The sequence below is a fragment of the Paenibacillus sp. KS1 genome, assembly GCF_001680695.1.
In the GTDB taxonomy this organism is placed as follows: Bacteria; Bacillota; Bacilli; order Paenibacillales; family Paenibacillaceae; genus Paenibacillus_B; species Paenibacillus_B suaedae.
The window spans coordinates 133,114-151,903 of sequence record NZ_MAIS01000002.1 but is presented as its reverse complement, the minus strand read 5'-3'; the positions used below and the strand labels follow the sequence as shown (position 1 = coordinate 151,903).

The 18,790-nt window shown below is 45.5% G+C and carries 18 protein-coding genes; 14 read left to right on the top strand and 4 right to left on the bottom strand.

The window, feature by feature from the left end:
* The first annotated feature begins 196 nt into the window (after nt 1-196).
* Nucleotides 197-910 carry an NPCBM/NEW2 domain-containing protein gene (locus tag BBG47_RS01470; protein ID WP_065290227.1) on the top strand — a complete coding sequence of 238 codons (714 nt, stop codon included), beginning with the start codon at nt 197-199 and terminating at the stop codon, nt 908-910.
* Nucleotides 911-1,065: 155 nt separating this feature from the next.
* Here the strand turns inward: BBG47_RS01470 and BBG47_RS01465 are convergent, their stop codons facing one another.
* Complete coding sequence (locus BBG47_RS01465; RefSeq protein ID WP_065290226.1) at nt 1,066-1,695, bottom strand: hypothetical protein; 630 nt, start codon at nt 1,693-1,695, stop codon at nt 1,066-1,068.
* A gap of 109 nt (nt 1,696-1,804) precedes the next feature.
* The gene (locus tag BBG47_RS01460) at nt 1,805-2,458 is read right to left on the bottom strand and encodes a hypothetical protein (protein ID WP_065290225.1); all 654 of its coding nucleotides are present in this window, start codon (nt 2,456-2,458) and stop codon (nt 1,805-1,807) included.
* A 640-nt stretch (nt 2,459-3,098) separates the two neighbouring features.
* Here BBG47_RS01460 and BBG47_RS01455 point away from each other — a divergent pair.
* The 6 genes from BBG47_RS01455 to BBG47_RS01430 all read left to right on the top strand — a co-directional run bounded on the left by BBG47_RS01455 (nt 3,099) and on the right by BBG47_RS01430 (nt 9,890).
* Nucleotides 3,099-3,860, top strand: a complete 762-nt coding sequence (locus BBG47_RS01455; RefSeq protein ID WP_065290224.1) for an N-acetylmuramoyl-L-alanine amidase — start codon at nt 3,099-3,101, stop codon at nt 3,858-3,860.
* A gap of 298 nt (nt 3,861-4,158) precedes the next feature.
* Nucleotides 4,159-5,859, top strand: a complete 1,701-nt coding sequence (locus BBG47_RS01450; protein WP_175400462.1) for a peptide-binding protein — start codon at nt 4,159-4,161, stop codon at nt 5,857-5,859.
* A 116-nt stretch (nt 5,860-5,975) separates the two neighbouring features.
* On the top strand, nt 5,976-6,944 hold the full coding sequence (locus tag BBG47_RS01445) for an ABC transporter permease (protein ID WP_065290222.1): 969 nt from the start codon (nt 5,976-5,978) through the stop codon (nt 6,942-6,944).
* Complete coding sequence (locus BBG47_RS01440) at nt 6,941-7,921, top strand: ABC transporter permease (protein ID WP_065290221.1); 981 nt, start codon at nt 6,941-6,943, stop codon at nt 7,919-7,921. The genes BBG47_RS01445 and BBG47_RS01440 overlap by 4 nt, the downstream gene beginning before the upstream one ends.
* On the top strand, nt 7,888-8,895 hold the full coding sequence (locus BBG47_RS01435) for an ABC transporter ATP-binding protein (protein WP_065290220.1): 1,008 nt from the start codon (nt 7,888-7,890) through the stop codon (nt 8,893-8,895). Before BBG47_RS01440 ends, BBG47_RS01435 begins: the two co-directional genes overlap by 34 nt.
* Nucleotides 8,892-9,890 (top strand): ABC transporter ATP-binding protein, encoded by a 999-nt coding sequence (locus BBG47_RS01430; RefSeq protein WP_065290219.1) that lies wholly within the window; start codon nt 8,892-8,894, stop codon nt 9,888-9,890. Before BBG47_RS01435 ends, BBG47_RS01430 begins: the two co-directional genes overlap by 4 nt.
* Nucleotides 9,891-10,055: 165 nt before the next feature.
* Here the strand turns inward: BBG47_RS01430 and BBG47_RS01425 are convergent, their stop codons facing one another.
* Nucleotides 10,056-10,394 carry a L,D-transpeptidase gene (locus BBG47_RS01425; protein WP_065290218.1) on the bottom strand — a complete coding sequence of 113 codons (339 nt, stop codon included), beginning with the start codon at nt 10,392-10,394 and terminating at the stop codon, nt 10,056-10,058.
* 54 nt (nt 10,395-10,448) lie between these two features.
* Between BBG47_RS01425 and BBG47_RS29750 the strand changes: the two genes are divergently transcribed.
* The 4 genes from BBG47_RS29750 to BBG47_RS01410 all read left to right on the top strand — a co-directional run bounded on the left by BBG47_RS29750 (nt 10,449) and on the right by BBG47_RS01410 (nt 14,169).
* Nucleotides 10,449-10,607 carry a hypothetical protein gene (locus BBG47_RS29750; protein ID WP_175400459.1) on the top strand — a complete coding sequence of 53 codons (159 nt, stop codon included), beginning with the start codon at nt 10,449-10,451 and terminating at the stop codon, nt 10,605-10,607.
* A 313-nt stretch (nt 10,608-10,920) separates the two neighbouring features.
* Nucleotides 10,921-11,622 (top strand): response regulator transcription factor, encoded by a 702-nt coding sequence (locus BBG47_RS01420; RefSeq protein ID WP_065290217.1) that lies wholly within the window; start codon nt 10,921-10,923, stop codon nt 11,620-11,622.
* Nucleotides 11,619-13,061, top strand: a complete 1,443-nt coding sequence (locus BBG47_RS01415) for a sensor histidine kinase (protein WP_065290242.1) — start codon at nt 11,619-11,621, stop codon at nt 13,059-13,061. The genes BBG47_RS01420 and BBG47_RS01415 overlap by 4 nt, the downstream gene beginning before the upstream one ends.
* Before the next feature lie 133 nt (nt 13,062-13,194).
* The gene (locus BBG47_RS01410; RefSeq protein WP_065290216.1) at nt 13,195-14,169 is read left to right on the top strand and encodes a diaminopimelate dehydrogenase; all 975 of its coding nucleotides are present in this window, start codon (nt 13,195-13,197) and stop codon (nt 14,167-14,169) included.
* Between the two features lie 166 nt (nt 14,170-14,335).
* On the opposite strand, the gene BBG47_RS01405 is transcribed toward BBG47_RS01410, so the two are convergent.
* Complete coding sequence (locus BBG47_RS01405; protein WP_065290215.1) at nt 14,336-15,349, bottom strand: LacI family DNA-binding transcriptional regulator; 1,014 nt, start codon at nt 15,347-15,349, stop codon at nt 14,336-14,338.
* A 403-nt stretch (nt 15,350-15,752) separates the two neighbouring features.
* On the opposite strand from BBG47_RS01405, the gene BBG47_RS01400 reads away from it, so the two are divergent.
* Genes BBG47_RS01400 through BBG47_RS01390 form a run of 3 tightly spaced genes read left to right on the top strand, consistent with a single transcriptional unit; the run spans nt 15,753 to nt 18,770 of the window.
* A complete protein-coding gene (locus tag BBG47_RS01400) occupies nt 15,753-17,063 on the top strand; it encodes an ABC transporter substrate-binding protein (RefSeq protein WP_044354161.1) in 1,311 nt (436 codons plus the stop codon).
* The gene (locus BBG47_RS01395; RefSeq protein WP_044354159.1) at nt 17,063-17,944 is read left to right on the top strand and encodes a carbohydrate ABC transporter permease; all 882 of its coding nucleotides are present in this window, start codon (nt 17,063-17,065) and stop codon (nt 17,942-17,944) included. The genes BBG47_RS01400 and BBG47_RS01395 overlap by 1 nt, the downstream gene beginning before the upstream one ends.
* Nucleotides 17,931-18,770, top strand: coding sequence for a carbohydrate ABC transporter permease (locus BBG47_RS01390; protein ID WP_044354158.1), 840 nt, complete (start codon nt 17,931-17,933; stop codon nt 18,768-18,770). Before BBG47_RS01395 ends, BBG47_RS01390 begins: the two co-directional genes overlap by 14 nt.
* The last annotated feature ends 20 nt before the right edge of the window (nt 18,771-18,790 follow it).

Here is an 18,790-nt window from a genome sequence, read left to right as displayed (position 1 = left end):
CTATTTACACAAGATATTTTACGCTCTCTTCGTCGCATAAGTGGCAATACGTTTTTTATTTTATTAAGTTATGTAGTAATACTCTATTTGACAAAATAGGTAGATATTTTGGGAGAATATGCAGGAATATAGTGGTATATATCGAAGTTATGTGATTGGTCATTACATGCTAAAAACATAAACAGGGGAGAACTGAATGATGAAGGAGAAACTAAAAGGCCTACTAATGGGAGTAGTAATTGGGGGTCTGCTATTTGGTACAGCGGCATTTGCTGCTAGCACGGCAAAAATTGAAGTCTCGTTTGAAAACATAAAGTATATGTTTGATGGTGTTCAGAAAGTTAGCACAGATAATGCGATTCTCTATAAAGGGCAGCTATATGCTCCAGTGAAATTCGTTGCTGACGCTTCGGGGAAAGAATTTTCGTATGACGGGAAAAATAAAACAGCCTGGGTTGGTAAAAAAGAAGGTTCGTTTAAATATTTATCTGATGAAAATTATGCAAGAACGGATGGCCCTAGTGGTTCAAGCGTTCATTTTAATCAAAACCCTTACAGCAATAAAATTGAAATTGCAGGAGATAAATTCCAAAAAGGAATTGTTTTTAATCTTAGCTTTATGAACAACAAAAGTACCTCTATTGACTATAACTTAAATGGAAAGTATAAAAAGCTATCAACTTTTATTGGCGTAGATGATGAAACGAAAAATTCGAATAGAGTGGTTACCTATCGCTTTATTGGTGATGGGACAGAATTGGCTTTGTTTGAAAATGTAAAGGGCGGAGATAACCCTAATCCTGTAAAAATTGATGTGAGTGGGGTACTTAAGCTTCAAATTGTGGCGGAACCAGGAAATGTTTTCGAGTCTACGTGGGCAGCACTCGCAGAGCCTAAATTGTTTCAGTAACATGCATAAATGATACTTTATCAATCTTAACAGAATTAATAAAAGAGAGGGTCATCGAATAGCATTTCTCGTTGACTCTCTCTTTTTTGAATGACCTGATTTCTCAGTTCAGCGGATTGCAGAAGCTAGCGGTGTTTTACCTAAGCTCAAAGATACTATTTCTTAACAGGCGTAAACACACCATTATGATAGGTTCCAAGATCATAGTTGTGGATCGTAATGGTATGCGTAAGCTCATTCCATTCTGGTGCAACGGCATCCATGCTGTACATTTCCAGACACCACTCATATTGATCTCGCGCTGCTTGCATGAACGTGGTTACAACATTGTTCAATTCCTTATCAGATAAAGTGAACTTCCCAGACCCCGCATATTTATTATTAAATTCGGGCTGAGTGCGAACGTCTATGGTCGTGCCGCTCGTTCCTTTGCGATAGACGATATCGTCGAAGTAGATTTTATCCAATATCAAATGATCGGATACGACGTTTTCCTCCATGTCATGTTGAATATTTGCATACAAGAGATTGTTCTGCAGTTGATTGATCGTAAATCCCTGTTTGCTGTTGTCTCTTTTTAGTTCCTCATAGTCCGCTTGCAATTTAGAGAAGGATTGCTGCAGCTTCTCTGTGGCTTCGTTGACATTATTGCTGTGTACCCATGCGTAGATAGATATGGCGATTGCACAGCAGGTTGCAAGTATAGAGATAACTACAATGCTGGAAGAAAGGAATCTTCCATTGGCTGTAGACTCCGATTGCTCAAGGATCCACTTGTCATCCATTTCTGTTTTCTCCTATCATGTAACTTCCTTTGTGAGATGACTGATTTCGATTACAGGAAAAAACCCGTAGGACAGCTACGGGCGCATAAATCGATATCATGATCTATAATTAATTTGGAACTTCATTGGTGACTACTATGAGGTGGGTGAACGTCCCGCCAACCTTGTTATCAACTTCCATCCGTCCCGTTACTAGCCCAGAAATCGTAACCTCGTCGCCAACTTCGATATCTCCGCTTGGAACAAGACTCAAAAAGTCAACAATGACTTCATCTTCGGTGACAATAATAATCTCCGAACGAAGAGGAACTTCATCGCTAGGTGGATAATCGGTGACTAAGCTCACTACACCAGTGAATTTTACTAATTTCCCATAATAATCCCATGGAGTCTTATGTACCTTAGCGGGTACAGCTTTCCCGGATGCTGGAAGCTTCTTGCCAGTCAGCAGCAAGTCCGCTGCAAACTCTATATTTCCATTTGTCTCCGCATCTACATCGGTTACGTTCCAAGTTGTATTGGCCTCAGACTGTTCCGTTTCTGCGGCTAGAGCTGCTTCCTCAGCAGCTTTTTTTTCTGCTGCTTCTTTATCTGCCTTTTCTTTTTTTAATTTGTCGGCTTCTGCTTTTAATTTTTCATTCTCTTCTTTTAGTTTCTGCTGCTCAACAGCTGATTCTTTCGGAGCACTTGCGTCTTTTCCACTGCAAGCAGTGAGCATCATGAAGCTGGAGGCGATTAGTAAAATGATAGCTAATTTCTTCAAGCGTGCATCTTCCTTTCGTTATTCCCTTGAAAAGGGAGAGTAGCGCCGAAGCAAGTCGCTAGACTTATTCGATTCTATGAGTCAATTGTACCATCTTCCATTTCTGGGGCGAACTTATTTAATGTTTATTTCACTATAAACTGGGAATACACATTCAATTTCTAACCTATTTTCTATCGATTCGACATTAATATGAAGGAGTGATGATAGGCCTTAGTACAAATGGCCTTGTCGGCGTTAGCAGCAGAAGAACTTAAAGCTGTTTATTGTAATGTGTCTCGGACAAGCTACAAGCCGCATGTATGGATGAATCAGCAGAAAATTTTATATTGATTATAATTTGTGAACCGAAATAGTAATGTTGTGAACAACTAGCCTAATACATAACAAGAGAAAACAAGCTATATCAGCCGGACAATTGCCAGAGCCAAACTTCTATGAAAGTACGTATGCTTTACTATAGAAGATTTGCGACGGCATTTCTAACTTAGGGTGATTCTCCTATATACAATCCAAATGTGGCAATGATCCAAGCGGCGTTCAACTCCTTTGAACGCTTTTTGGTGATAGATCAGCTCTCGCAGCATGCATGGCAAGTCTTCTAGGAGCAACACATTATGCAGAAGCGAGATGATGAACCATGAGCATCGCCATTCAACAACGTCTGATTCCAGATGGCAGTCCGAACAAGCCGAGCAAGCCTATGACACCTCAGTGGATTACGATCCACAACACGGACAATACAAGCGGAACAGCGGAATCGCACGCGCGCTACTTGTTAGATGGAAGCGGTGGGAGACAAGCATCATGGCACTATACGGTGGATGACAAGGATATTTATCAGCATCTGCGTGATAATGAGGAGGGATGGCACGCGGGCGATGGCAATGGGCCTGGCAACACGACAAGCATTGCTATTGAGGTATGCATGTATACGGGCATGAATCAAGATGTGGCTTGGAATAACGCAGCGTGGCTCGTGGCAACACTGATTTTGCGCTATAAGCTTACGATCGATCAAGTTGTCCCGCATAAGAAATGGTCAGGCAAGCAGTGCCCTTCGCAAATTCTCCCGTACTGGAGCCAGTTCATTATTTTAATTAAGGGGCAAGTACAGCAATTTCAAAATGGAATTCGCATTCTAGTCAATGGACAAGAAGCAGCGCAGGGAATAATGAAGGGAAATGTCGTATACGGTCCGATTCGTGATATAGCGTCAGCATTGGGTCTTTCTGTTGGATGGGACAATACGAAGAAGGTCGCGTATCTCAACAATATTTCTCAGCCAAATAGCATCATTCTGAATGGCAGTGCCTATGTACCTGTTCGAGCAATTGCCGAATCCATAGGGGCCAGCGTCACATGGAATGGAACGGAGAGAATTGTCAGCATCCAGCGCTAGGATACGAGTGAATGGGATCGCGGAAGATTGGCGTGCGTATCCCATATACCATAGGTTAATTTATTGGGGTAAAGTGGTAAAGGGGCGAATATCGCCTCTTTTTTCTTTCTATAATAGTCTTTTTAAAGAAAGTAATCAGTAAAATGAAAAATATAATTGCGAATTATAAATATTTTCCATCATTTTACTACCTGTAGTCTGATTCAAATGATACAATGTCTAGGAAAATATATCCTTCACAAAAAAATCGAAAATGAGAGAGGGGAATTATGTGGCAAAAAAGAAATGGATGTCATTTATGCTGCTCTTGGTACTAATGGGATCGCTGTTATCAGCGTGCGGTGGTTCAAGCACAACGACGAATCCGCCGAAGGATGAGCCCAAAAATACCGAACCAGCGAAAACGGAAGAGCCAGCGAAGGAGAATACGGCTCAGACCCCGAAAGATGGAGGTACAATCACGTTAGGGACCTTCTCGGATATCGTATCGACAAGTCCAATCTTCACGAGTGACACTTCCTCAGGTGACGTAATCAACTTGATTTTTGCCAGTCTGTATGACCTTGACCGTCAAGCGAACGTAGTCGTTGAGCCTTGGTCTCTCGCCGCTGAACCTCCTCAAATCAGTGAAGACTCGAAGACCTACACGGTAAAATTGAAGCCAGAAGCCAAATGGAGCGACGGTCAACCCGTAACAGCCGATGATATCATCTTTACCATTAATACAGTCCGCAACCCAGAAGCAGGCTCCCCAGCAATTAGCCAGTTCGAACATGTTGAATCGGTAACGAAGGTCGATGAGCACACTGTTCAGATCAAGTTAAAGCAAGTATATGCCCCATTCCTCTACTCTCTTAGACTTCAACCAGTGCCATATCACATCTTGAAGGACGTTCCGATTACAGAATTGAAGAAGCATTCATACGGTTCCAAGCCAGAGCAGACTGTAACGAACGGTCCTTGGAAATGGGTAGAATGGAAGCAAAAGCAATATCATAGCATGGAAGCAGACCCGAATTACTGGGGAGCGAAGAAACCTCACATCCAGAAAGTCATCTACAAAATCTACGCAGATCAAAATACAGAAGTGCAAGCTCTCATCAAGGGAGATATTGACTCCGTATCCGCGATTCCAGTCACTCAACTCGCAGCTGTTCAAGCTCGCGACAACCTCAAAGTCATCTTGGCACCAGGACCACTCTACGAATACATGGGCTTCAACTTTAACAAAATGAACTTCGATAATAAAGAAAGCTTCTTTGCTGGACAGAAGACAAGACAAGCGATTGCTCATGCGCTTAATCGCCAGGGCATGGTCGACAGTATCCTTAAGGGAACAGGTAAGTTGATGAACTCGCCATTCTTGCCTGGCTCATGGGCTGATCCAGTTGAAACTGCAGTAGTTTATAACTATGATGTGGAATTGGCGAAGAAGCTGCTGGCTGAAGACGGCTGGAAGGCTAACAATGACGGCATTTTGGAGAAGAACGGCGTCAAATTCTCCTTCGAACTTCAATACAATACAGGGAACAGCCGCCGTGAACAGGTTGCTGCTGTTATCCAACAGAACTTGAAAGATATCGGAATTGAAGTAAAGCCTAGAGGCATTGACTTCGCTGCTTGGCAAGAGCAGAACATTAATCCAGGAAAATATCAAGCAGTTTTGGCGGCATGGTCATTAAATGATCCGGATCCGAACGCGGAGAGCATTCTCTCCTCGAAGTTCTTCCCGCCGAACCAAAACTCGGGTTGGTATAAAAATGAAAAAGTCGATCAATTGTGGGTAAAAGGCTACTCTGTCGCTGATCAGAGCGAGCGTAAGAAGGTTTACGCAGAGATCGGTAAAGAAATCACAACGGATCTTCCTTATGTATTCTTGTATCAATATGGTACACCACAGGGCTTGAACCCTCGTGTGAAATATGCGGAAGAAGACAGACCTGAACCAGGACTCGCATATGGATACATGTTCCGCATGATCAACTGGTGGGTAGAATAAGATACCCAGCACAGTTTGAATATGTATGATGAGGGGAGGGGGTTGCTTGCCCCTTCCTCTTTTATATGGACGTGCTTATACATGAACTCACACGATACGAATTAGGAGGATTTCCTATGACGGAGTACCTGATCCGCCGTATACTACAGTCACTCTTAGTGCTGTTTTTGATCTCCATTGTTACCTTTGGACTCATTCATGCAGCACCAGGAGGTCCGACGCAAATCTTTCTGTCGCCGGGACTGTCTCAGGAAGCGGGTAAAATACAAGCGAAAAATCTTGGCTTGGACAAGCCAATTCATATTCAATATATCCGCTGGGTGGGCGGCCTGATGAAGGGTGATTTGGGGAAAACCTTCAAGAATAACCTTCCAGTAGGTGATATACTCTGGCCGACAGTGAAGAATACTGTTGTTCTGATGAGCGTTGCATGGCTGCTCTCCTTAATCATTGCGATTCCCTGGGGGATATACAATAGTACGAGAGAGTATGGATTATCCGATCAGACAGCTTCATTAATCTCTTATGTTGGGTTTGCAATGCCGACATTCTGGTTCGGTATTCTATTGCAGAGTTATTTTTCTATTAAGTTGGACTGGCTGCCCTTATCCGACATGTATTCGATGGGGAAAGAGGGCGATATTCAGGATTTATTCATGCATCTTATTCTGCCTGTAACGGTTCTTACATTAGGTTTCTTGGCTTCTTATGTGAAATATTCCCGATCCAGTATGCTTGAGGTGCTAGGACAGGACTACATTCGAACAGCGAGAGCGAAGGGGATGAAGGAGAGAAGAGTCATTGCCCGTCATGCTCTGCGGAATGCACTCATCCCGATCATCACAATTCTTGGCTTGGATCTGCCAATTCTCATTGCGGGAGCAACCATTACGGAGAGTGTGTTTAACTGGCCGGGAATGGGGCGGCTGTTCGTAGATATGGCGGTGTCACGGGAGTATTCAGTTCTCATGGCGATTACTCTTATTACAGCGGTTATCGTCGTTATTGGTAACTTGATTGCGGACATTCTGTATGCCATTGTTGATCCGCGCGTACAATTGGGCAGAGGGGGCGTGTCGTCATGAGTACAGCGAGTTTGCAGGATGCTCAGCTCGAACCGGATAAGACCCGTGAGATAGGCCCTCATAAGTCGGAGAAGCCGACAAGTATGACTTTAATGGCATGGAAGAAATTTATGAGCAATCCATTTGCAGTGGTTGGAGCCATCGTCCTATTATTCTTTGTCGCCATTGCTGTATTTGCCAAATATATTGCCCCATATGACCCAGCAGCGATCGATATGCTGAAGTCAAGTTTGCCATCGGGCAGTCCTGGTCATCCACTTGGAACGGATGAATTAGGAAGAGACATCTTGTCACGGCTTATCTATAGCAGTCAAGTGTCGTTATCAGTCGGCTTTTCTGTTGCATTTATCTCTGTTGTCATCGGTACGATCATCGGCTCGATTTCCGGATATTTCGGCGGATGGATCGATACGATTTTCATGAGATTTGTTGACGTTATGAACTCTACTCCAACCTTGTTCCTGAACATCTTGGTACTCGCCATCTTCGGCGCGAAGTTCAGCTACATGATATTAATTCTGAGCTTTACAAGCTGGATGGGCTCGGCAAGACTTGTAAGGGGAACATTCCTGCAACTGCGTGAGATGCAATATGTGGAGGCGGCAAAGGCGATCGGTGTGTCCAGTTGGGGGATTATCGGCAGGCATTTGCTTCGCAATGCCACGGCTCCTATTATCGTAAACGCTACCTTAATGGTAGGCGGGGCAATCCTTGCTGAGTCAGGATTATCTTATCTCGGTTTAGGGGTACAGCTGCCTGATACGAGCTGGGGATTGATGCTTAGCAACGCACAGCAATTTATGCTTGTCGATCCGACGCAAGCGCTTTATCCTGGAGCATGTATTTTTATTGTTGTGCTGGCGGTCAATTTTATTGGGGACGGCATCCGTGATGCATTTGACCCGCGCAAGAAAGAGAAAATTCCACGTAGGAGGGTGCAGCAATGGCGGGAAAACTTCTTGAAGTCCAAAATCTGACCACAGGATTTGTGACAACACAGGGCATTGCGAAGGCAACAGATCGAATATCTCTTAGCGTGGAAAAGGGCAAGACACTGTGTATCGTAGGGGAATCCGGAAGTGGTAAGAGTGTTGCCTCAATGTCGATTATGCGATTGATCGACTATGCAGGCGGAACCATTTTTGAAGGCAGCATTCACTACAATGGTGTAGATCTAACAAGCAAATCGCAAAAAGAAATGATAAAGGTCCGCGGTGAGCAAATCGCGATGATCTTCCAGGATCCGATGTCGGCGCTTAACCCGGTATTTACAATAGGGGATCAAATTGCGGAAAGCTTGCAGCTTCATTCGGAAATAAGCAAGAAGGCAGCATGGGATCGGGCGATTGAAATGCTGCGCATGGTTGGAATTCCTGATCCGGAAATGCGTGCGAAGCAATATCCGCACGAGATGTCAGGCGGTATGCGGCAGCGTGTCGTTATCGCGATGGCACTTATATGTAAGCCAGAGCTGCTTATTGCAGATGAGCCGACTACCGCGCTGGATGTAACGGTTCAGGCACAAATTCTTGATCTGCTGCAGCGCCTTCAGCAGGAGCTCGGCATGGCGATTGTGCTGATTACCCATGATATGGGCGTAGCTGCGGAAATGGCTGACCGTATCGCGGTTATGTATGCCGGCAAAATTGTGGAGGAAGGAAGCGTAGAAGAGATATTCGATCATCCTTCCCACCCTTATACAGTAGGTCTCTTAAAATCGATCCCGGGATTAGAAGGAGCCAGAGGCGAGGCGCTATATACGATTCCAGGGACGATTCCGGGAATTAACAATTTGCCTGTGGGTTGTCGCTTCAATCCGCGATGTGCGAAGGCGGAGGAGAAATGCCGTCATAGTGAGCCTTCGCTTGCCGAATTCAGAAGCAATCATCAGGTGGCATGTTGGCTGTATGACAGCAATAATGACGGACAATCCGAGGTGAAGCGCACATGATGAAGGAGTCATTGATTGAAGTTCGCAACTTGAAGAAGTACTTCCCGATCAAGACGGGTCTCTTCAACCGCGTGGTTGGTCATGTTAAGGCTGTAGATGATGTTACCTTTAGCATTAACAAAGGGGAAACGTTCGGTCTCGTTGGCGAATCGGGCTGCGGCAAATCAACGCTAGGCAGAGCTATTCTTCAATTACAGAAGCCAACAAGCGGAGCTGTGTTTTATGATGGAAAGCAAATCCAAAATATGAATACGAAGCAGCTGCGACTGATGCGACAAGATATGCAAATTATATTCCAGGATCCCTTTGGCTCCTTGAATCCTCGTATTCATATCCGAGACATCATAGGAGAGCCGCTGCGTGTGCACAATAAAGTGCCTTCCAGTGACATCGATAAGCGTGTAGTGGAATTGATGGAACTGGTCGGATTGGATCCATCAAGACGAAACCGATATCCACATGAGTTCTCTGGCGGTCAGCGTCAACGGGTCGGCATCGCCCGGGCGATCGCGCTGAATCCGAACTTTATCGTAGCGGATGAGGCCGTCTCGGCACTGGATGTATCGGTTCAGTCTCAAGTGCTGAACCTGCTGATGAAGCTGCAGAAGGAGCTCGGACTTACCTATCTCTTTATCGCGCACGGCTTGAATGTGGTACGGCATATTTCAGATCGGATCGGGGTCATGTATCTCGGAAAATTAGTTGAAGTTGCCCGTACAGAGGATTTGTTTGCGAATCCTAAGCATCCGTATACCGCGGCACTGTTGTCAGCGATTCCTAGACCGAATCCGCATTATAAGAAGGAGCGAATTGTCCTGCAGGGAGATGTGCCATCTCCGGCGAACCCTCCTTCGGGGTGCCGCTTCCATCCGCGATGTGCCTTCGCTCAAGAGAAGTGCCGGCTCGTAGCGCCGGAGCTGGAGACGGTTGGCGCAGACCGGCAAGTTGCTTGCCACTTCCCATTGGAGGCAGCTCCAGCATCAATCTTGGCATAATAGAGGATACCCATAAAGGCTAGTCGAGTGTACCGTATGTCCCTTACAGCGTTGTAGGTGGAACTTATATAATGCTTCTTTCTTGCTGCGACATGAGAACACGCTTCTCTGCAGCAGGAAAGAGGCTTTATTCTTTTTTCAATGCCCGATTTAATCCTGTCAATGTTATGGACGTATGGTCACTCTTGTATGGATGGGGACAAGAGCTGCCAATTGGAGAACATCCTCATTGTACATGCGGATACAGCCGTGAGATACGTAGTGCCCGATGGAGGAAGGATCATTCGTTCCGTGAATGCCGTAATGGGGCTTCGACAAGCCCATCCAGAAGACGCCAAATGGGCCGCCCGGGTTCGGCTCTTTGTTAATGATCGTATATTCCCCTGTAGGGGTTTGGGTTAACATCTTGCCGACGCCCACAGGATATTCCCTTACAACGACATCTCCGTCCAGTAGGTATAACCTGCGATCAGACAGATCGACAATAATTTGATATTGTGGCATACGCCCAACTCCTCTTGATCAGCATATGCGATAGCAGGAATGGGGGTTCATTGAATGAATAAGCGTACAGTGAAGTGCCTGTCGGCGGTTCACAGTACGCTTATTCTGATTCATGTCGTCTTATTGTATCGAACTCATTGCTCTATTGAATCCATTGCATTATTGAACGATTCTGGCTTATTTGCCCTGTGTGAGAGAGTTGCATTAGACTAGATATGATGACTGCTATAAGAAAATCATGACGTAGAAGTGCAACTAAGCGGGGGCAACGGTGTTTAACAGAGTAACTATTAATGCGGATCGTATTTCATATTGATCATATTTAATAATGATCATAATCAATAGATATCACAATCAATAGAGATCATAATCAATAGGGTTCATATTTAATAGAGATCATAGTTACCGAAGGAAATTGAGATAGAAAGCGGTGATAAGGCAACGTAGCAATCGTCACTCATTTACATAGTCGAAGAAAAGGAAATCATACAGGATTGGAATTTTGCCACCAAAGGGGAACAAAGGCATGGAACGGGCTAACATATTGCTGGTCGATGATGAGGAAGAAATGACGGTGTTCGTACGTGATTCATTGGAGGATGACGGGTATTCGGTACGCACGGCACACAATGCGGATCAGGCGCAGCGGCTTATTACGGAACAGTCGCCCGACCTAATTGTACTCGACGTTATGATGCCTGGCACGGATGGAGTGGAATGGTGTAAGCAGGTTCGAGAAGCGGTTGCTTGCCCGATTCTATTTGTCAGTGCGAGGGTGAGTGAAGCAGATCGTATATACGGTCTAGCGGCAGGGGGCGATGATTATATTAGCAAGCCATTTAGCATGCGTGAGCTGAAGGCGCGCATTGAAGCGCATCTTCGAAGAGAACGACGCTATGTGCGGCAGCAGGATAATCATGAGCAAGTACTCATATTTGGAGCATTTACAGTGGATGTGAAGGGGATGGAGCTTCGTTATGAAGGCAAGCGATTGCCGTTAACAAGCCGGGAGTTCGCGATCGTAGAACTGCTTGCTCTCCATCCGGGACAGGTATTTGCACGCGAGCATATTTACGAACAGGTATGGGGTATGGACGCCCTTGGAGATGATACGACAGTTACGGAGCATGTGAAGAATATTCGGGCGAAGATGGCAGCAGTTCACACGCAATCGCGCTGGATTGAGACCGTATGGGGCATCGGCTATAAATGGAAGGTGCAGGAATGAGCATGCACTCCTTTAAACGTCAGTTTATTACATACTTTGTATGGGTAATCGGTGCGAGTCTGGCACTGACGATTGTTGTATGGGGAGCCTTCATATGGATGCAATCGTATGACGACGGCGTGTTCAGACCTGCCAATTACTATGAGAAGCAGATTCCGCCCATACGCAAGTTAGTAGAATCAGAAGGGGAACGCTTGCTGGATAAGGAAAATCAATCGCTCATCGAACGATTAGTAGATGAGAAGGGGATACGTTACGCAGTTGTTGATCGAACAGGTCAATATAGATATGGATCGCTGCCTGATCCGAACATACGTGGTGGGCGCGAACTGATTTCCCTACTCAATGCAAGCGGGATGACGGGAATGGGGCGTGCTCGCAACGTATTGCCTGTCGTCAATCAGTCAGGCGAACTGCAGGGAGCTGTAGTCATCAACTACACACTTTCTGTTGGCGTCACTGTGCGATCGAAGCTAGGCCCTTACTTCGGACTGTTAGTCATCGCGGTCTTATTTTCACCTTTTCTATTTGTCATTCTATTTGCATGGCTGTTCGGTCGAAGGTTCGGCCGCAAGCTGAGCCGCCCCATCGAGGAATTAATAGAGGGCACGAGACGGGTTCAGCAGCGGGATCTGGATTTTAGCTTCTCCTATGAAGGTACTTCGGAAATGGCTCAACTCATGAAGGCATTCGACGAGATGAGGCGGGAGCTATATTTGTCTCTGCAACGCGAGTGGAAGATGGAGCAGCGGCGGCGCGAGATGGTAGCTGCGCTCGCACATGATCTGCGTACCCCGCTCGCAATCGTGCAAGGTCATGTAGAGGGTTTGCTGGATGGTGGAATGAATCGTCCGGATCGTCTGCAGCGATATTTGACGACGATTGATAAGAATACAAAGCGGGCCATTCGCCTCGTGCAGGAAATGAATCAGGTGTCGGAAATGGAGTCACCGCAGTTCCGTTTGAACCGAAAGCCAGTAGAGATGAATCGATTTATGGAAGAGATCGCACAGGATATGCAGCAGTTGTGCGCGGAACAGCAGATTGAATTCCATTGCATCCCACCTGCAGATCAACAAGCAGAGGGAGCGCTGCTTCTCGATGGGGATCGTCTGAGACAGCTTATGGACAATCTGCTCGCTAATAGCTTACGCTTCACACCTTCAGGCGGCACAATTACGTGGAAGGCGGAATGGAAAGCGCATGAGCTGGAGATGTCGATTACAGATACGGGAACTGGATTCCCAGCACATATGCTGGATTCCGTATTTGATAAGTTCGTTCAAGGCGACGCATCACGTTCGCAATATCAAGGGCATGCCGGACTTGGGTTGTATATGGCGAAGCTCATTATGCGTAAGCATGGGGGAGGCATTCAAGCAGCGAATACGCCTGAAGGAGGGGCACGTATCACACTCAGTTTCCCATTACGTAGATAGCAAAAGAGTTGACAGCTGAAGAGCAGTAGCAACAGAATGCAACAAGTATAGCGAATAATCTATGTCATTTTGTGCAAATCTACTTTATATATTATACTAGTCCATGATTTTAGAAATAGAGAGGAGCAACCTCATGTCATCTATTCGTATAGGTATTGTAGGTTACGGTAACTTAGGCAAGGGCGTAGAGAAATCGATCCGCCAAAATTCAGATATGGAGCTCGTTGGCATTTTCACACGTCGCAGCCCAGAATCCATACAAGCAGAGGTTCCTGTCTTTTCACTCAATGATGCGGAATCTTACAAAGATAAAGTAGATGTAATGATTTTGTGTGGAGGTTCTGCAACGGATCTTCCAGAGCAAGGTCCTGAGCTTGCACGTATGTTCAACACGGTGGATAGCTTTGATACACATGCACGTATTCCTGAATATTTCGCATCTGTCGATGAAGCTGCTCAAGGAAACGGACATGTTGCAGTTATCTCGACAGGTTGGGATCCAGGCTTGTTCTCCTTAAACCGCTTGTTGTTCGAATCTGTTCTTCCAGAGGGCAATGAATACACATTCTGGGGACGTGGCGTGAGCCAAGGTCACTCCGATGCAATTCGCCGTGTAGAGGGCGTTAAGAACGGTGTACAATACACAATTCCTTCCGAGGAAGCTGTTGCGAAGGTACGTCAAGGGGAGAACCCTGAATTGTCCACTCGCGAGAAGCATTTGCGTGAATGCTTCGTTGTAGTAGAAGAAGGGGCAGACAAGGCTCGCATCGAGCAAGAAATCAAGTCTATGCCAAACTACTTCGCAGACTACGACACAATCGTGAACTTCATCAGCGAAGAAGAGCTGAAGACGAATCACTCTGCAATGCCTCACGGCGGTCTTGTATTCCGCAGCGGCGTGACTGGTGAAGGCACATCGCAAATTATGGAGTTCGGTCTGAACTTGGGCAGCAACCCTGAGTTCACAGCGAGCGTTCTCGTTGCTTATGCTCGTGCTGTATCTCGTCTGGCACAACGCGGCGAGTCCGGTGCGCGCACAGTATTCGATATTCCATTCGGCCTGTTGTCTCCGAAGTCTCCGGAGCAGCTTCGCAAGGAATTGTTGTAATAAGGTAACGTAAATAAGTCGGATCGAACCCTTGATATTTCGGGGCTATTCGTTAATAGGAAGGGGTTGTCCCAAGTCGCTCTAGACTTTTGGGACAGCCCCTTTTTATTCGAATGTTCGAGGCTGTTAGGAATAAGTGATGCCTTCCCCTCTACGAAGCCTTCGATTACCTCTTGGCAGAGGCTGTCGATTCGCGTACGATGAGCTTCGTTGGTAGCAGTAATTCCATATATGGCTCATGCTTGTGTTCCATGCGCCAGAAAAGTCGTTCGACAGCTTTGCGACCAAATTGGTTGAGATCAATCCCCATTGTGGTTGTCATTGGCGTGGCTAAACGAGACAACTGGCCATTGTCAAAACTGCAAATAGATATGTCTTTCGGCACTTGGAAGCCGAGCTGATGAAGAGTTGAGTTAAGGAGAAATCCAAGACCATCGTTAACACAAAACCAAGCAGTCGGTTGAGTACCTATAGATTTCATCGTCTGCATTACATATTTGGGTTCCTCGAGTGCATCCTTCACAATCCACTCCGGATTCTCGGCGATGCCTTTATCGTGAAGTGCTAATCGATATCCATCTAACCGCTCATGATAGCTCGGCGAGAAACTGATATTCCCCATAAAGCCGATATGCCGGTGCCCTAAATCGTATAGATGCTGAACGGCTTCGTAAGCGCTGAAGCGATTGTTTGTTAGGATGCAGTCCGCGTGAATAGCGGGATGGTGGTGATCAATGAGCACTGTCGGTATTCCAGTTGCAATAACCGCATTGGTATAAGATGTGCTGAGGTGTGATAAGATTATAATACCATCCACATCCTTATTTTCCAAAAAAAGAGGCAATACAAGCTTGCGCTCCGTTTCTTCATTTATGGATTGAATAAGCAGATGTTTGCTGCGTCTCCTCGTTTCCTGTTCTACACTCAAATATATCTCCCCAAAGAAACTTTTTTGCGCAAATGCGAAATCCGAAGCAATGAGTGCGATGTTGCCGGATTGTTCAGATAGCCGTTTCTTGCGTGCAGAAGGATACTCATAACCCATTCTTTCCGCTGTTTCAATAATCAGTCGACGCGTTTCTTCGCTGACGCCATCTTTCCCGGAAAGAGCTTGGGATACGGAGTTTTTTGAAATATGGAGAAAATCAGCAATATCCTGCATCGTTATTTTCGTTCTCATAAATAGGTTCGCCCTTCCTTTCATTCATTATCATAACTGTAAGGCATCAAAATATTTAAGAAAAACTTGAATGATTTTGTAATAAATAATCAATTCTAGCGAATAGATGGTTTATTCATGAGTTTGACTATATGAAATTATGCCAGAAATCAATCCAAAACAGTACAACATTACAATTTTTATTATAACGTTACAAAATATTTTTGTTAAGTTGAATAACTCATGTGAATAAAGATGATTGTACATAATATCCATTGTTTGTAGATTGACAAGGGTATTAATTTGAATAATAATGTTAATACAAACGCTTTCATGTTGTTATTGTAACCTTATTTATTAACATTACAAAATATTTTGTAATGTTCCATTTGGTTATTACACCATCTACAGGAGGTTTGTTTCAATGAAAAAGAAACTGTCAGTATTGCTGATTCTTACGATGGTCTTCTCTCTCTTGGCTGCTTGCGGAAAAGGGGCAACGAAGGAAGGTGCAGACGGAGTAACGACGATTGAACTTTGGGCGGCACCGAATCCGCCACAGCAAGCTTACTGGATGGAAATGGCCAAGGAATATGAGGCTGTTAATCCGAAGATTAAAATCAATGTATCTGCCATTAAAGAATCGCCAAGCTCGGAAGCGAGCATTCAGGCGGCAATTGCAGGGGGGAACGCTCCGGCTATTTCGGAGAACATCAATCGCGGCTTCGCAGCTCAGTTAGCGAAGAGTAAAGCGCTTGTTCCACTGAATTCGTTACCGCAGTTCAATGATATCGTGTCGAGCCGCAATATGGAGAAAACGCTCGAGCCTTGGAAATTTGCTGATGATAATCAATACGTGCTTCCGATTTACTCCAACCCGATGTTGTTCGGCTGGCGCATTGACATTCTAAAGGAGCTTGGCTATAACGAGGCGCCGAAGACGTATAGCGAAGTGTTGGATGTAGCGAAGAAGCTGAAAGCGAAATACCCGGATAAATATGTATGGGGCAAAGGCGCAGATTTAGTGGATCCTACCCCTTGGAAACGCTGGTTCGACTTCTTTATGCTGTATAACGCATCATCTGACGGCAACAAGTTTATTGACGGCAACAAATTTGTCGGAGATGAAGCAGCAGGGGTCAAAACGCTGGAGTTTGTAGACAATCTGCGTAAAGAAAACGCAATTCTCTCGAAAAACGTAACTGATCCGTTTGAAACAGGAACAGGTATCTTTACGGATCTTGGACCATGGACATTCAACTATTGGGCTGAAAGATTCCCAGAAATGAAATTCAATGAGACGTATACGCTCACTCTTCCTCCCGTTCCGGACGGAATGAATCCTGCGGAAGCGAAGACGTTCTCTGATGCGAAAGGTCTCGTTATTTTCTCCAGTGTGCCGAAGGAGCAGCAGGAAGCGGCTGCCGAGTTCCTCAAATGGGTATACTCCGATGCGAAGCACGACGCGACATGGTTCGAGAAGACGAACTTGCCTCCGGCGCGCGACGATTTGGCTGAGTTGCCAGAATTCAAAAATATTATGCAAAAATCGCCTGGACTTGAATTGTATGCAAAATCCGTTCCGCATGGTGTTCCGGCAATCGACAACCCACGGTACAACGAATTACAGACAATTATTGGACAAGAGGCTTTTAACAAGGTAGTCAGAGGCGAAATCGATCCGAAGACTGCATGGGATAATATGAAAAAGGCAATTGAAGGGGAACTTCAATAATGGTTGATAAGCAAAATAATCGGTTGGGCTGGTTATTCACCAGTCCCTACCTCATTTATGGTCTTGTATTTTTCTTGGGACCGTTAATATGGTCCCTCTTTCTGTCATTCACGAACTGGGATTTAATCGCACCAGAATACGATATTGTCGGCTTTAAAAACTTCATTAAGGCTCTGTCATCGCCAGGTGTAGTATCGGCATTTTGGGTAACGTATAAATTCATGATTGTGTTTGTGCCGCTCGTTACCATAATGTCACTCGGAGTAGCCGTGCTTGTACAAGGATTGCCGAAGTTCCGCAGTCTTTATTTAATTGGCTTCTTTTTGCCGTACTTATCATCGGGTGTCGTGGCATCGCTTATCGTGAAGGGCTTCCTTTCCTTTAACAGTCCGGTGAATGTTTTTCTACGCAACAACTTTGGACTTGACATCAACTGGCTTGGCTCACCGCTATCGGCGCTGTGTCTCGTAGCGCTCATCATCGCTTGGAAATTCACCGGATATTATGCGCTTATTCTTACATCCGGACTCGAAAGCATTGATAAGGAAGTATATGAAGCAGCAGCGATCGACGGAGTTACGGATCGACAACGCTTCTGGAAGATCACGTTACCGTTACTATACCCTGCAATGTATACAACACTGATTTTGGCGTTTGGCGTTACCTTCGGTATTTTTACAGAGGTTTACCAATTGACGGGCGGAGGACCGAACTTTGCTACGAACACTTGGCAGATGGAGATTTATACCCAAGCGTTCAAGAACTTGCAGGCGGGCTACGCTTCCGCAGTTGCGATACTGGCATCTGTAGTTACGTTCATTTCAATTTTCATCATTAAAAAACTGCTGGAAACGTGGGGTAAACGAAATGGTTGGGTCTAAACAAAACAACAAATTCCGTTTGACGGTTCGTTACATCGTAGCAACGCTCCTGCTTCTGGTCATGGTATATCCCTATTTGTACATGGTATTAAACTCGTTCGCTGATTGGTCGCAGGTTGACCGAAAACTTATACCGGGCAGCTTCTCTCTGAAATCGTACGAGTGGCTATTTACCGGCGGTGAGTCTGGAATTGCTCGTCCATGGCTGAATGCTTTCCTGAACAGCGTGATCGTTTCGGTTGTATCGACGGCACTCATGATGCTCTTCGGCGTCATGGTAGCTTACGCGTTGTCGAAGCTGAATTTCAAGGGGCGGGACACAGTGAACAATTTCGTCTTGTTCCATATGTTCTTTCCGGCGATCATCCTGCTCATCCCGAACTTCCTCGTCATCCAGAAGATCGGTTTGTATGATACGTACTGGGCAATGATTATTCCCAAAGCGATCAGCCTATGGGCAATTTTCATGTATACGAACTTTTTCAAGGCAATTCCAACGGTATTCATCGAGGCGGCGAAGCTGGATGGAGCGTCCGACTTCAAGATTTTGTATCGCATCATGATGCCAATGTCGAAGTCGATTACTGCGGTTATCTTCTTGTTCCTGCTCATGGAGCGCTGGACAGAATTGCTGTGGGATATGATCGTTGTACGCAGTGACAATATGCTGACGCTGAACGTGCTTTTGTCGCAAATGTTCGGCCCTTATGGTGGTTATCCAGGTCCGCTGTATGCCGCGTCGGTGCTGTTGACGCTTCCGATTATAATCATGTTCCTCGTGTTCGGCAAAAAGTTCAAAGAAGGTATGCAATTCAGCCTGAAGTAACCGTAGCAGATGGACTACGC

Coding starts and splice junctions, on each gene's coding strand:
- BBG47_RS01470 (WP_065290227.1), top strand. CDS start 197: ATGATGAAGGAGAAACTAAAAGGCCTACTAATGGGAGTAGTAATTGGG.
- BBG47_RS01465 (WP_065290226.1), bottom strand. CDS start 1,695: ATGGATGACAAGTGGATCCTTGAGCAATCGGAGTCTACAGCCAATGGA.
- BBG47_RS01455 (WP_065290224.1), top strand. CDS start 3,099: ATGAGCATCGCCATTCAACAACGTCTGATTCCAGATGGCAGTCCGAAC.
- BBG47_RS01450 (WP_175400462.1), top strand. CDS start 4,159: ATGCTGCTCTTGGTACTAATGGGATCGCTGTTATCAGCGTGCGGTGGT.
- BBG47_RS01445 (WP_065290222.1), top strand. CDS start 5,976: ATGACGGAGTACCTGATCCGCCGTATACTACAGTCACTCTTAGTGCTG.
- BBG47_RS01440 (WP_065290221.1), top strand. CDS start 6,941: ATGAGTACAGCGAGTTTGCAGGATGCTCAGCTCGAACCGGATAAGACC.
- BBG47_RS01435 (WP_065290220.1), top strand. CDS start 7,888: ATGGCGGGAAAACTTCTTGAAGTCCAAAATCTGACCACAGGATTTGTG.
- BBG47_RS01430 (WP_065290219.1), top strand. CDS start 8,892: ATGATGAAGGAGTCATTGATTGAAGTTCGCAACTTGAAGAAGTACTTC.
- BBG47_RS01425 (WP_065290218.1), bottom strand. CDS start 10,394: ATGCCACAATATCAAATTATTGTCGATCTGTCTGATCGCAGGTTATAC.
- BBG47_RS29750 (WP_175400459.1), top strand. CDS start 10,449: ATGAATAAGCGTACAGTGAAGTGCCTGTCGGCGGTTCACAGTACGCTT.
- BBG47_RS01420 (WP_065290217.1), top strand. CDS start 10,921: ATGGAACGGGCTAACATATTGCTGGTCGATGATGAGGAAGAAATGACG.
- BBG47_RS01415 (WP_065290242.1), top strand. CDS start 11,619: ATGAGCATGCACTCCTTTAAACGTCAGTTTATTACATACTTTGTATGG.
- BBG47_RS01410 (WP_065290216.1), top strand. CDS start 13,195: ATGTCATCTATTCGTATAGGTATTGTAGGTTACGGTAACTTAGGCAAG.
- BBG47_RS01405 (WP_065290215.1), bottom strand. CDS start 15,349: ATGAGAACGAAAATAACGATGCAGGATATTGCTGATTTTCTCCATATT.
- BBG47_RS01400 (WP_044354161.1), top strand. CDS start 15,753: ATGAAAAAGAAACTGTCAGTATTGCTGATTCTTACGATGGTCTTCTCT.
- BBG47_RS01395 (WP_044354159.1), top strand. CDS start 17,063: ATGGTTGATAAGCAAAATAATCGGTTGGGCTGGTTATTCACCAGTCCC.
- BBG47_RS01390 (WP_044354158.1), top strand. CDS start 17,931: ATGGTTGGGTCTAAACAAAACAACAAATTCCGTTTGACGGTTCGTTAC.